This window comes from uncultured Planktosalinus sp. (assembly GCF_963973675.1).
GTDB lineage: Bacteria > Bacteroidota > Bacteroidia > Flavobacteriales > Flavobacteriaceae > Planktosalinus.
Genome location: NZ_CAXBAN010000019.1, coordinates 1 through 13380, shown reverse-complemented (window position 1 = coordinate 13380; position 13380 = coordinate 1). Strand labels below are relative to the sequence as shown.

The following is a 13380-nucleotide window of genomic DNA, read 5'->3' as shown; positions in this document are numbered from 1 at the left end:
CTTCACTTGTTGATGGTTTCGTTTTATCAACCCACCAACACCAAATATAAAATTGTCATTGAAAGCGATGCCTTTCCTTCAGACAAATATGCTGTGGAATCACAACTTGATTTTCACGGTTTTGATAAAAAAGAAGGGCTTATTTTATGGAAACCCAGAAAAGGTGAAGACCTCTGCCGTTTTGAAGATCTTGAAAAGATAATGGAAAATCAAGGTGATGAAATTGCCCTGATCCTTATTGGAACCACGAACTATTACACCGGGCAATCCTTCCCCATAAAAAAAATAACCGAGTTGGGACACAAGCATAAATGCATAGTGGGTTTTGATCTCGCTCACGGTGCCGGAAACATTCAGCCTAATTTGCACGAAAATGGCCCCGATTTTGCCGTTTGGTGCAGCTACAAATACCTCAATAGTGGCCCGGGAAGTTTAGGAGGACTCTTTGTGCACGAACGTCATGCAAACAATCCCAAGTTAAAACGCTTTACCGGCTGGTGGGGTCACAATAAAAAAACACGTTTTAACATGCGTCAGGAATTTGACGTGCTTCCGGGAGCTGAAGGCTGGCAGTTGAGCAATCCGCCCATTTTGTCAATGGCTGCCATCAGGGCCTCTCTTGATATCTTCGAAGAAGCCGGTTTTGAAACCATTTTAGCAAAACAAAAAAAACTCACCGGTTATCTGGAGTTCTTACTTCACGATTTAAAAAATGACCGCATTAACATTATTACACCTTCAAATCCTGATGAACGTGGGTGCCAATTATCGCTTGCAGTAAAAAATGCCGACAGAAGCCTACACGATAAGCTTATCAAGGCTGGAGTCATTAGTGACTGGCGTGAACCCGATGTTATTCGAGTGGCCCCTGCCCCTCTCTACAATTCTTTTGAAGATATGTATCTTATGGTGGAACGTTTGAAAAATATTATTTAAACAACATGAAAGAACAAACCATACTCATTATTGGTGCCGGACTTTGTGGCTCATTACTAGCCTTGCGAATGGCACAACGAGGCTACCAGGTGCAACTCATAGAAAAACGACCCGATTTAAGAACCGTAGATTTAGGTGCCGGCAGGTCAATAAACCTGGCCTTTTCAGACCGTGGTATGAAAGGAATGAAACTTGTGGGACTTCAAGAAAAAGTGAAAGAACTCTGTATCCCAATGTATGGAAGGATGATTCATGATTTGGAAAGCAATACTTTTTTAAGTCGCTATAGCGGAAGAGAAGATGAATACATCAACTCCATTTCAAGAACGGGCTTAAACGCTCTGCTTCTTGATGAAGCAGAACAGATGGAAAACATAACGTTAATTTTTAATCACAGTTGCAAAGAAGTTGATTTAGAAAAAGGAATCGGAACCTTTCACGATGATGTGAATGACCGGGAATTATTACTCAAAGGTGACATCGTCATTGGAGCAGACGGCGCGGGCTCTGTTTTAAGAAAAAGCATGTTTTTACATAAAAAGTTTTTGTTTAGTTTTTCGCAAAACTTTTTAACACACGGTTACAAAGAACTCACTTTCCCACCTGCCAAAGATGGTGGTTATCTCACAGAAAAAGGGGCCCTTCACATTTGGCCCAGAGGAGAAAATATGGTCATTGCCCTTCCCAATCTTGACGGAAGTTTTACGGTAACTTTGTTTTTATCTTACAGCGAGGGGGAATACAATTTTGACAACCTCAACAGTCCGGAAAGAGTACTTGAATATTTTAAAAAATACTATCCTGATGCGTTGGCTTTAATGCCAAATTTAGCAATTGAATATTTTGAAAATCCCACTGGTGCTTTAGGTACTGTAAAATGTAACCCTTGGAGTAGTTATGGGAAAACACTTTTGATGGGGGATGCAGCACACGCGATTGTTCCTTTTTACGGACAAGGAATGAACGCTTCTTTTGAAGATGTCGTCGTTTTTGACAAAATCTTAGACCAACACGAGGGTGACTGGCAAAAAGTGTTTTCAGCTTATGAAAAAGAACGTAAAAAAGATACCGATGCGATTGCAGATCTTGCCTTGGACAATTTTCACGAGATGAAATCCCATACCGCAAGTGCGTTGTTTCAAGAAAAAAGAAAACTGGAAACCGCTTTTGAAAAAGAATTCCCGTTTGAATATTATTCTAAATATTCATTGGTGACCTTCAATGAAGACATCTCCTATTCTGAAGCGATGCGAAGAGGTAGAGCACAGGATAAAGCCATTTTAAACTTGTTGTCTGATGGAAAAATTAATTTAGACAAACCCTTGAGAGATACTTTAGAACTTGTAAAACGTGAAACCGAAAGTATTTTACACGATGATGCTATCGCAAAAAATTTAATGTAATAAAAGCGACAAATCTCTCAGTCACGATATTTTGAGATAAAACACTGAGAGGGTTAAAATATAGACTATGAATAAACAAGAAATTGCAACAATACTTGACAATGCAGCAAGAAACGCTAAAGCTGTTCCACAAATGGCAGCTGCAAATCAAATGAACCTTGAAGATGCCTATGAAATTCAACGTATGGCTATTAATTTAAGAGTAGAGCGCAGTGAAAATATTACAGGATACAAGTTAGGCTTTACCAGCAAGGCAAAGATGGAACAAATGGGTGTTCATGACCTCATCTGGGGGATTTTAACTAATGAGATGGAAATCAAAGAAGGCAATACTATAGATTTAAAACGATGGATTCACCCAAGGGTAGAGCCTGAAATCGCTTTTCGCGTAAGCAAGGAAATCAATAGAGAATTAACACTTGAAGAACTTCCGGATTATCTGGATAGCATGGCACCTGCTTTGGAAATAATCGATTCACGATATGAGAATTTTAAGTTTTCTCTGGAAGATGTGGTGGCAGACAATTGCTCTTCTACCGGTTACGTAATTGGAACATGGCAACCACTTTCAACAGAAATTTCAAATTTAAAAATAGAGCTTATGGTTCATGATGAAGTAGTAGAAAGCGCTTCCTCTGCTGCGATTCTGGATAATCCATTACAATCTGTAGTGGAGTTGAGCAGACTGGCTTCAACTGCGGGTATTACCGTTAAAAAAGGACATATCATTCTAGCAGGAGCAGCGACAGCGGCACGGTTTCTGGAGCAAAACCAAAATTTAATGGGGCGTGTTGAGAAACTTGGGGATGTGAGTTTTAAAACGGTTTAAATTATTGTTGTTTAATTTTTAAATATCTGTTTTGGGTTGGCTTTCCACTTTCGTCAACTCCATCGATGATTAAATTGAAATCAGAATCAAAACCGGCTAAATAACTTTTATCATCCTTAACAAATAGGTAAGTACCATCTCTGGAAGTTTCTGTCAAAATACCAAACTCTATAAAACCGTCATTATTTGATACTTTTTTAAATAATTTATACCCATCAGTTGTTTGTTCCAGTAAATATGTAGCTCCTTTAAAAACATAAGATGGCAAATTTTTAAATGCCATTTGTTCATTTGTTTGCGAAACTTTTTCAGGTGATTTATTTACATTCAACGAAATGGATCCGTCCCTTTTAGAAATATTTTCCCGAAAATTTTGTAAATCTCCCTGATTAATTCCCAAAACTTCTAAGCTTTGAAATGCAGTTTTAATTGATTCTTGATAGGCTTTTTCATAGGCCTTTTCTTTACTCGAACCTTCTGCAGATTTAAATACAATATTTTCATTACAATCTTTCAGTAAGATCTCAACTTTGGTCAATAAAAATGAGGAGTTCTCTTTTACCTCTGCAAATAAACCTTCACATCTTGGGAGCTCTTTTAGTTCAACATCATAAATTGCATTAAATCCTGCATTATTGAAAAGATGTCTTGTTAAGGTGTTTAAGCGAAATTGATCTTTACCTTTTTGAAATTCAAACTGTTGAGGTACAACAACAAAAACATATTCACTCAATGACTTTTGAGAAAAACCTGCACTTGAAAATGCAATGATAAACGCGACTAAAAAGAATGGATGTTTCATTGGTAAACTTTTTTAAAGGTACTTTAAATTTAAACCTAACTGCAAAGATACATGATTTGCTTTTGCAAGATTTCCATACCGCAATAAATTATCAATACCAATATAAACATTCAGTTTTCCAAAATCTCCAACTGCAAGCAAACCCACATTGTCAATTGAAAAGGAGTCAGCAGTATAAGTTATTTTACCGGCGAGAAAGTCAGTAAAACGCCTGTAGTAAAATAACGTTGCTGCATATTGAGGTTTTTTGGGTCTGAAAATAGAATTCAATTGCAGACCAACAGCCTGGTTTCCAAAATCACCTTTACCCATATCGAGGCAATCACATTCTTTATTACTAAAAGATTCACCAAAATGATACATAAGCTCTGCATTCATTTTCATTGGCCGCATAACAGTATATTTATTGTAAAGTGTGTCTATGGGAACTTGTTCAGTGATTTCATCCTCCAGGTTTTGATAATAAGGAAGTGTCGCCTCACCCTCTTCAAGCGATGGAAAGATTAAATTTAAACCGGTTAAATTATAACTACCATGAGCTCTGTAATTTTCAACTTCATTGGTATGAAAAATAGCACCAACATCTAATAAACTCGCACTTACCACCCAATTATTAGTAAGCTCATAAGTAGCTCCAATATCTATTCCAATTCCTAAATTACCACCAAAAAATGCACGACCAACAACATGACCTCCAACATTAGGGCTTTCATTGTCACTTTCTATGAGCGATGCAAATCCCGAAGTTTGCATTTGAACATCAGCATTTTGCAACAAATGGTCATAAATATTCTGAGAACCGTCACCTGCTCTTGTTACAAATGTTCCTTTATTATTTGTACTTCTAAAATTGAAAATACTACTGTAAACTTTAATTCTGGCACCCAAAGTGAGCTTGTCTGTCACTTTTTTGTTTGCACCAAAATGATAGACCGTCAATAAATCGCCCGAAGTATTCAAATCGGCTAAGTCAAATTCATAGTCAATATAATTTGCATTTCCTTCCCAACCTAAAATTGCCAGGTCTCTGGGAAAGTAAGTTATCATATCAAACTCCTGATACACCCCTCCTGAAAAGTAATATTCCTGGTTATTTCTCCAACCAAAATTAATTATTTCCAACTGTTGCGTTACAGTAAAAAAGTCTGTATTTTTTTGATTGAATATAGCTTGAGTGATTCGGTTATTAATATTTGTGGTAATTGAATTTTGAAAAATATCATAAACTGTAACCCCTGATGCCCCGCCATTAAAGTGAATGTGTGATAAAAATGGAATTCCAAAATGTTTGTCATACTGAACAATACCTCCTGGATTCAACAATAATGATTGGGGAATGTCCTTGACTCCATACAAAAGTTGTTTGTTTTGGCTTACACCAGTAAACCCGATTAGTATTATCCAACAAATTGATAAAAACTTCATTTATATCGCTACTGTTTTAATTTTAATTTTAAAAACCAAGGTCTTTTAAGATGCATGAACTTGCTTCGAAATTTTTTTATAATTCAGAAAATTCCAAAAAGTAAGTGGTCTTTGATTGTAAGTTAAGTGTACCTTCAAGAGATTCATCAGTAGTATGAATCACAATGGTAGCAACAACTTTATCATTTAAGGTAAGTAGTTCGAGGTCTCCGCCAGATATTAACTGAGAAAATTCAGTCACAACGGGGTTGCCGTCTTCACTTATTTCAACAGGAAAGTTGATTTCATAAAAAGGTTCATTCTCTTCTGAGAGAAAAGTAAAATTAGCATCTAAACTCACCGGAAATGTATTGGATACTCTGAAAAAGAATTCAGCTGAAACTATATTATCTACTGCAAAATCGTCATCCAAAAACCTGATTTCGGTGGTGTCAACAACTGTCAAGTTTCCTGTTGGTATTGTTGGTGCTTGAAAATCTTCAATCTGAAGTGTGAAATAAAGAAAGTTAGCTTCCACTTCTTGCGTTAAAACAATTTCTTCTGCTTGATTAAAATCTGTTTCTTTTACACAAGAAAACAAACATAAACAGAAAGTTAAAACTAAAATTAATTGTTTGGGCATTGCTTTGGGGATTTAGTATGTATAACGAAAAAACAATAGCTTCTATTGTTATTTACGTAAACAGATTAAAAGCAGTTTACCCTAATTAAAAGAGATTTTTTATTTCTAAAAGATTTTGAACAGTGGGTTGATTTTCTTTAATGGAACCTTTTGGATTAAAAAACAAAGTGTGCATACCAACAGCTTTAGCTCCGAGAATATCGGCTTCAAAATTATCGCCAATCATCACACTGTTTTCAGGAAATGTGTTGGCTAGTTGTAACGCATGATGAAAAATTCTGGGATTGGGTTTTTTAACACCTACACGTTCAGAATTTGTAACCGTTTTAAAGAAGTTATCTATGTTTGAGTTTTTGAGTTTTTTATATTGAACTTCTTCAAAACCATTTGTAATTATATGTAAATTAAATCTTGGTTTTAAAAATCCCAATAGCTCTTTAGTTCCTTCAAAAAGGTGATTGTTATAAGGTAAAAAATCAATATAAGAAACAGACAAGTCATCAATCACCTCAACTGGAAGCTCATAGTGTAAAAGATTAAATGTATCTGTAAGCCGTCCTCTTCTTAATTCTTGTTTAGTTACTTTTTCCTCTCGGTAAAGTTTCCAGTAATTCAAATTAACAGGCTCATATATCTTCAAAAACCCTAAAACATCAATAGTGATTTTATGAAATTCAAATACTTTTTGAAATGCCAATGCCGAATTTCTATCAAAATCCCAAAGAGTATGATCTAAATCAAAAAATATATCGGTAATGGATTTATCTTTGAACATAAACTACAAAAGATTTTCATCAGCAAAACTAAAATAGGCTTTTTCAGTAATAATTAGGTGATCCAGCACTTTGATATCGAGACTTTCTGAAGCTGATTTGAGCTTTCGCGTTAACATTTTATCGGGTTCGCTGGCAATTAAAGTTCCGGAGGGATGGTTATGTGCCAAAATAAGCCCGGTAGCGCTTACTTCAAGTGCCTTTTTTAAAACAAGTCGTACGTCAACGAGCGTTCCTGTAATGCCTCCTTTACTGCACTGTTCCTTGAAAATGATTTTGTTTGAGTTGTTGAGGTAAAGTATCCAAAATTCTTCGTGAGGCAATTCACCTAATATGGGTTGTAAAAGTTCAAAAACATCCCGACTGGATGAAATTTTATTTTTCTTTATAGGCTCTTCAACTCTGCGGCGTCTTCCAAGCTCCATTGCAGCAGCAATAGTAATGGCTTTTGCTTCACCAATGCCTTTAAACTCCATCAATTGATTGGTAGTGAGTTTCCCTAATTGATTGAGGTTATTATTGGCTTTTGCCAAAATGCGTTTACTCAAATCCACAGCGCTCTCTTCATTGCTCCCTGATCCAATAAGAATGGCTATAAGTTCAGCATCTGTAAGGACTGCACGACCTTTATTTAGAAGTTTCTCACGGGGACGATCGTCCTCAGACCAGTTTTTTATTGAAAATGATGTTGGTTTTTTTTGATCACTTGCCATAATGAGTATAAAGATAAACATGTATCTTTAATTCGTGAAAAATATTTAACATTATGAAATCACTTTTTACTGAAAAGGCTTACGCCGAAATACTAGAGCGGCTTGACAACTTAAGCCAAGAGTCGCAAGCAAAATGGGGTAAAATGAACGTCGCCCAAATGCTGGCACATTGCAGTGAACCGCTGAAGGTTCCTTTAGAAAAAATCACTTTGGCAAAACCCAACCCGGTAATGAGATTGCTTTTTTCTTTATTTAAAAAATCACTTTATGATGACAAACCATGGAAGCAGGGTCTGCCCACTTCAAAAGAATTTAAAATTGTGGATGAACGGGATTTTCAAAAAGAAAAACAAGCTTTAAAGACACTGATAGAAGAATTTTATTCAGAAAAAAACAAAACCGAATGGCCTCCACACCCTCTTTGCGGGCATTTTACAACAGAACAATGGGGGAAAATGCAATACAAGCACTTGGATCACCATTTCAGGCAGTTTGGAAGTTAGTTCATTTATCCTCCCCTCAACCCTTCCAAAATAGATTTAGAACAGGCTTTCCAAAGGAGGGGAAATTAAAATTCTTAAATTAGAAATCGTCAATCTAAAATACCTAAGACCCTTGTATCCACCAAAACACCATCAGGAAAACGATATAAAAAAAATAATTGCGGTTATTGAAGAATACCCGCTGGGGATGCTGGTTTCTGTGCTGGACGGAAAACCGCTGGTAACGCATATTCCCATTATCTACAATCACAAGATTCAAAAACTGGTGGCGCATATTGATAAATACAATCCACAGGTGGTAACATTGAAGGATGATGCAGAAGTCACCGTTATTTTTAGGGGCCCTGATGCTTATATTTCGCCAAGTATTTATACCACTACCCAACTGCCTACCTGGAATTATATTTTTGTACACCTAACGGGAACCATCACATTAATTAATGCCCCCGAAGCTGCCAAGAAAACCATGATCGCTATGACCGAATTTCTTGAAGGCAAGGAAAAAAATTACATTTTGAAGCCCGACAACAAACGTATGGATGGTGCCGTAAACCATATACAGGCTTTTGAAATTGACATCACTAGCTGGGAAGGCAAATTTAAACTTTCACAAGATAAGGTATTGAAAGACCAACTCCATGCGAAAGAAGCGCTTAAGCAACAAGCAAAAAAGAATAGGGATGAGTTTATTGAAAATATTTATAAAACAGATTAATCCTTAATTAGATTTGCTACTTCCTCAAAATTCAATCCACCATAATTGCCGCTACTCATCAAAAGCAGAGTACTGTTTTTAAAATCTTGTTGAAAGAGAAAGTCTTTAAATGCGAGAGAGTCTGTGAAAATATTTAAATCTTCCCTTTGAAAAGCTATTGCGATTTGTTCCTTGGTGATGGGTTCGAGTTTTTTAATTTCAACGGCGTGAGGTGAATAAAAAACCACAGCCACATCGGCGGCATTAAGAGCACCTTGGTATTCTTTTAAAAACTCGGGATTTAAACTGCTGTAGGTATGCAACTCCAGACAAGCAACAAGTCTTCGGTCAGTATATTGATTTTTTACGGCTTGTGTAGTAGCTGCAACTTTTGATGGTGAATGTGCGAAATCTTTGTAAGCCACAAAGTTTTCTGTTTCAGTGATTTTTTCAAGGCGTTTTGAAGCTCCCTTAAACGTGGCAATGGCTTCATAAAAATCGTCTTCATCCACACCCAAGTGCTGACAAATCCATTTGGCACCCGCCAGATTGTTGAGATTGTGTTTTCCAAAAACTTCAATGGGCATAGGGCCTTCAGGGGTTTCCAGATAGGTGATTCCGTTTTCGATAAAATTTTCAGGGGTTTGATAGCCAATTTTTCTAATGGTATTTTCTGAAGCTTCAACTACATTCACAACTTCGGGATCTTCTGTATTGTAGTTGATGCTGCCTCCTTTTACGATAGAATCGATAAATATTTTAAACTGCTCTAAATAGTTTTCAAAAGTGGGAAATACATTAATATGATCCCAGGCGATGCCGCTCAGTAATGCTATATTAGGTTTATAGAGGTGAAATTTGGGTCGCCTGTCTATGGGTGATGATAAATATTCGTCACCTTCAAGCACCATAAAATCGTTTTCATCTGTGAGGTGTACCATGGTTTCAAAGCCATCGAGTTGTGCGCCCACCATATAGTCTGCGGGAATTTTATGGTAGTTGAGCACATGTAGAATCATTGCTGTGATTGTGGTTTTTCCGTGACTTCCGCCTATTACAACGCGGGTTTTATTTTTAGAATGTTCATACAAATATTCAGGATATGAATAGATTTTAAGGCCTAGTTCCTGTGCTTTTAAAAGTTCTGGATTATCTGATTTTGCGTGCATTCCCAATATGACAGCGTCAAGGTTTGAGGTGATTTTTTCGGGAAACCAACCAAAATGTTCAGGCAGCAATCCGGCTTTTTGAAGACGTGATTTTGAGGGCTCAAATATTTCATCGTCACTGCCGATTATGGTGTCGCCTTTAAGGTGTAATGCTAATGCCAAGTTGTGCATGGCACTTCCGCCAATGGCTATGAAATGAATGTACATAGAGAGAGTTTTTATGGAGTAAAGATAAGGAAACACCAATAAAAAAACCTTTCAAAGCAATAAACTCTGAAAGGTCTTTTATTAAAAATCGTGTAAAACTTATTTTACAATTGTCATCTCTTCTACAAGATGTTTTGCGCCGGCATACTTGTCTATGATAAACAAAATATAGCGAACATCTACATTGATGGCACGTTGTAATTGGTCATCAAAGATGACATCACCCGCCATTGCTTCGATGTTTCCATCAAATGCAAGTCCAATAAGTTCACCTTTTCCGTTCAACACAGGCGACCCTGAATTACCTCCTGTTATATCGTGGTCTGTAAGGAAATTCACAGGCATATGTCCTGCTTTGTCTGCATAAGGCCCAAAGTCTTTAGCATTGTATAAATCAATGAGTTTTTTTGGCATATCAAACTCATCATCTCCGGGCTGGTATTTTGCAACAGTTCCTTTTAAAGTTGTAAAGTAGTTTTTAGAGGCATCGTTTGGCTTTTTACTTCTTGGTAATGCTCTTACTTTTCCATAAGAAAGTCTTAACGTGCTGTTGGCATCAGGGTAATGTTTCTTATCTGGATTCATTTCACGCATACCCTGAATCATTAAGCGGTAAGCCTTTTGGTAATCTGCTTCAAGTTCTTTTTCTTCTTCAGTTTGATGTCTATAAGCCTTTAAAAGTTCTTTAGAAATTTTATAAATTGGGTCATTTACAAAAACTGTACTATCCGGACTTTTAAGGAATTCTTCAAGGTTTTCTTTTTTTGAAAAAATACTTTCATCAATTAAATTTCCTAAGCTTTCTTTAATCGAATTGTTCCCTCTTTTGTAATCACCCTTTAAACTATCTATATAGGGAACCAGATTTGGAACGTTTAAAGCATAAAGGTTTACAGTTTCAATAAAAACATCTTTTTCTAAATCGGAATTGAATTTTCCATACATCTCATCGATCACAGGTTGAAATTTAACTAGTAATTTACCTGTTGATACTTCGTCTAAAGAAAAATATTCTGCAAAAGTGTTTTCAATTCTATTAGGCATTAAAGCCAATCTACTTGACCTTAAAATACCTAATATATAGTTTATTTCACTACTTTTTTTATTTGTTTTTTCGTAATATTCATTAATTACATCCATAACCCTTGAATACTTGACCATGTCTTTAGTATCCAACGCTGTGATAGAAGAAACTGATGTAGTTTTCTTCGAACTTTCATCGTTTGTTGTTCTGAGGTCTGTATTATTTTGATAACTTGACCTTACCTCCTTAACAAACCTAGCTTCTTGATCCCTTTTAACTCTTGCTGTTTTATGCTGTGTTAAAGCATCTATCATTCCTTGACGGTTTTTCCAGTAGTTTGCTATACCCGCATATCTGGATGCATAGTCAAGTTTTACTTGCTGATTTTTATCCATGTGAACTTTCATGGCATCCATTGCAACTTTTGAGGCTTCAACAAAAGCAGGATATGCATAATTTACATTTTGTTCTATTCCTGCTGAAGGCATCCAGCGGTTTGTGCGACCGGGATACCCTAATATCATTGCAAAATCATTTTCTTCAATACCTTTTAAACTAATTGGCAAATGGTAATCAACTTGAACGGGAACATTGTTTTCTGAGTAACTTGCAGGTTTCCCTTCCTTGTTTCCATACACTCTGAAAAGAGCAAAGTCTCCTGTGTGTCTTGGCCATTCCCAGTTATCTGTATCTCCGCCAAATTTACCGATACTGCTAGGTGGTGCGCCTACAAAACGAACATCTTCATAGTCTTCATAAACAAAGTAGTAGTATTCATTACCGCTATAAAATGATTTTACTGACACGGTATATTTTCCACCTTCATCGTTTTCTTTTTGTATTTTTGCTATTTCCTGATTAATAACTTTTTCACGCTCTTCTTCTGTCATTTCATCATTCACTAATTTAAGGATACGCTTAGTCACATCATCCATCCGCACAAAAAATCGGACTGATAAGTTTTTAGGCTTTAATTCATCTTGATATGATTTTGCCCAAAAGCCATTAGTTAAATAATCGTTTTCTTCTGTTGAAAGTTCTGCTATTTGACCATAGCCACAGTGGTGGTTTGTTAATACCAATCCATTTTTTGATATAATTTCTGCAGTGCATCCTCCACCAAACTGAACAATGGCATCTTTTAAACTATTGTTGTTTACGCTATAGATTTCTTCTGGGGTGAGTTGAAGTCCCATTTTTTGCATATCAACATAATTGAGACGCTCAATATGCATCAGGAACCACATGCCTTCATTTGCTTTTACAGGAACTATAAAAAGCCCCAGCAGTACTAAAATCAATAATTTTTTCATGAAATTTTTAAAATTTAAATTAAATAAATTGAATGTTCTTACTTTTAAAATAACGGAGGCTAATATACAAGAAATGAAAATAATCCTTCAAAAAATAGTGCCAATATTACTACATTCTTTGAATGCGTATTTGCTCTTCGTGAGCTTCCTCAAAGTCTTTGTCAAGCAATAGTGCTTTTTCAGACCAATTCATGGCGTTTCTTTTGTCTCCCATATGTCTGTAGATCTGAGCAATTCTATAATAGGCCCATTCCTTAGGAACACCATCTCTTACTGTATAATTCTGAAGATAGGTTTTGAGGTAGTTTAAGCCCTTTTCAAGTTCAATATTATACATCGCTGAAATTTTACCTATTTGATAGTTAATACTATTTCTTTTATGTCTTTTTGCCGAAGCCTCTCTAATTTTCATTGCTTTATCTGGTTCTCCGGTTTTATTTTCATAAAGTTCTGCCAGTTTTTCATAAGTAAGTAGAGACTGCCCAATTTGCATCGCCTTTTTATAATTCTTTTCAGCATCACGGGGGCGATTAAAATGTTCTGCTATATACCCTAATGTTAAATAGCCATCAACCTCAGAGATTTTCATCAATTCATTGGCATATTTCAAGGCGATACTTTCACTTCCTCCTAAAATAGATGGTAAGGCTATGTACAAATCAATAAGTGCCCACCTTGCTTCAATGTGATTTGGATCAAGCTTGGCAGCTTTGATCAGGTGGGTTTTAATTTCATTTATATAAAGTGCCGCTCTGAACCTGCTAATGCTTTGTGCTTTTCTTCCCAATACTCCGCCATATTTAAAATTGTAATTTGCATTGTCTGGATGTGCGTCCAAAAGTGATTTGTAATAAGTTAAAGCAGTTTCCCAATCTGAACTTACAGCAGCTATATCTCCTAAATATTCTTTTGTTTTTAAATGATTGGGGTTGGATTTCAGAAATACTTCAAAGTGGGGTTTAGCTTT

Annotated in this window: 13 protein-coding genes; 5 read left to right on the top strand and 8 right to left on the bottom strand. The window is 36.1% G+C overall.

All coding sequences use genetic code 11. The features are described from left to right. The 3 genes from kynU to AACY61_RS01590 all read left to right on the top strand — a co-directional run. On the top strand, positions 1-936 hold a 936-nt coding region (kynU, locus tag AACY61_RS01600; RefSeq protein ID WP_339609539.1), incomplete at its 5' end, for a kynureninase. A 5-nt stretch (positions 937-941) separates the two neighbouring features. Further along, complete coding sequence (locus tag AACY61_RS01595; RefSeq protein WP_339609537.1) at positions 942-2339, top strand: NAD(P)/FAD-dependent oxidoreductase; 1398 nt, start codon at positions 942-944, stop codon at positions 2337-2339. Between the two features lie 67 nt (positions 2340-2406). After that, entirely contained in the window at positions 2407-3168 is a 762-nt protein-coding gene (locus AACY61_RS01590) for a fumarylacetoacetate hydrolase family protein (RefSeq protein ID WP_339609535.1), read from the top strand. A gap of 1 nt (position 3169) precedes the next feature. Here the strand turns inward: AACY61_RS01590 and AACY61_RS01585 are convergent, their stop codons facing one another. From AACY61_RS01585 to radC, 5 genes are all read right to left on the bottom strand, one after another. Next, a complete protein-coding gene (locus AACY61_RS01585; RefSeq protein WP_339609533.1) occupies positions 3170-3970 on the bottom strand; it encodes a hypothetical protein in 801 nt (266 codons plus the stop codon). A gap of 12 nt (positions 3971-3982) precedes the next feature. Beyond that, positions 3983-5395 carry a DUF5723 family protein gene (locus tag AACY61_RS01580; protein ID WP_339609531.1) on the bottom strand — a complete coding sequence of 471 codons (1413 nt, stop codon included), beginning with the start codon at positions 5393-5395 and terminating at the stop codon, positions 3983-3985. A 76-nt stretch (positions 5396-5471) separates the two neighbouring features. Then, complete coding sequence (locus tag AACY61_RS01575; RefSeq protein ID WP_339609529.1) at positions 5472-5975, bottom strand: hypothetical protein; 504 nt, start codon at positions 5973-5975, stop codon at positions 5472-5474. Positions 5976-6102: 127 nt separating this feature from the next. After that, on the bottom strand, positions 6103-6792 hold the full coding sequence (locus tag AACY61_RS01570; protein WP_339609527.1) for a YjjG family noncanonical pyrimidine nucleotidase: 690 nt from the start codon (positions 6790-6792) through the stop codon (positions 6103-6105). A 3-nt stretch (positions 6793-6795) separates the two neighbouring features. Next, entirely contained in the window at positions 6796-7524 is a 729-nt protein-coding gene (gene radC, locus AACY61_RS01565) for a DNA repair protein RadC (RefSeq protein ID WP_339609525.1), read from the bottom strand. A 32-nt stretch (positions 7525-7556) separates the two neighbouring features. On the opposite strand from radC, the gene AACY61_RS01560 reads away from it, so the two are divergent. Then, complete coding sequence (locus AACY61_RS01560; RefSeq protein ID WP_339609524.1) at positions 7557-8006, top strand: DUF1569 domain-containing protein; 450 nt, start codon at positions 7557-7559, stop codon at positions 8004-8006. A gap of 112 nt (positions 8007-8118) precedes the next feature. Next, the gene (locus AACY61_RS01555; protein WP_339609522.1) at positions 8119-8721 is read left to right on the top strand and encodes an FMN-binding negative transcriptional regulator; all 603 of its coding nucleotides are present in this window, start codon (positions 8119-8121) and stop codon (positions 8719-8721) included. Here the strand turns inward: AACY61_RS01555 and AACY61_RS01550 are convergent. The 3 genes from AACY61_RS01550 to AACY61_RS01540 form a co-directional block, all read right to left on the bottom strand. After that, a complete protein-coding gene (locus AACY61_RS01550; RefSeq protein WP_339609520.1) occupies positions 8718-10076 on the bottom strand; it encodes a Mur ligase family protein in 1359 nt (452 codons plus the stop codon). The two genes, AACY61_RS01555 and AACY61_RS01550, sit on opposite strands and share 4 nt — an antisense overlap. A gap of 99 nt (positions 10077-10175) precedes the next feature. After that, complete coding sequence (locus AACY61_RS01545; RefSeq protein ID WP_339609518.1) at positions 10176-12413, bottom strand: S46 family peptidase; 2238 nt, start codon at positions 12411-12413, stop codon at positions 10176-10178. Between the two features lie 109 nt (positions 12414-12522). Further along, positions 12523-13380, bottom strand: an 858-nt coding sequence (locus AACY61_RS01540; protein WP_339609516.1) for a hypothetical protein, incomplete at its 5' end; no start/stop codon positions are given.

Bases quoted from the DNA above. Each gene is read 5' to 3' on its own strand.
- AACY61_RS01595 (WP_339609537.1), top strand. From the start codon at position 942: ATGAAAGAACAAACCATACTCATTATTGGTGCCGGACTTTGTGGCTCA.
- AACY61_RS01590 (WP_339609535.1), top strand. From the start codon at position 2,407: ATGAATAAACAAGAAATTGCAACAATACTTGACAATGCAGCAAGAAAC.
- AACY61_RS01585 (WP_339609533.1), bottom strand. From the start codon at position 3,970: ATGAAACATCCATTCTTTTTAGTCGCGTTTATCATTGCATTTTCAAGT.
- AACY61_RS01580 (WP_339609531.1), bottom strand. From the start codon at position 5,395: ATGAAGTTTTTATCAATTTGTTGGATAATACTAATCGGGTTTACTGGT.
- AACY61_RS01570 (WP_339609527.1), bottom strand. From the start codon at position 6,792: ATGTTCAAAGATAAATCCATTACCGATATATTTTTTGATTTAGATCAT.
- radC (WP_339609525.1), bottom strand. From the start codon at position 7,524: ATGTTTATCTTTATACTCATTATGGCAAGTGATCAAAAAAAACCAACA.
- AACY61_RS01560 (WP_339609524.1), top strand. From the start codon at position 7,557: ATGAAATCACTTTTTACTGAAAAGGCTTACGCCGAAATACTAGAGCGG.
- AACY61_RS01550 (WP_339609520.1), bottom strand. From the start codon at position 10,076: ATGTACATTCATTTCATAGCCATTGGCGGAAGTGCCATGCACAACTTG.
- AACY61_RS01545 (WP_339609518.1), bottom strand. From the start codon at position 12,413: ATGAAAAAATTATTGATTTTAGTACTGCTGGGGCTTTTTATAGTTCCT.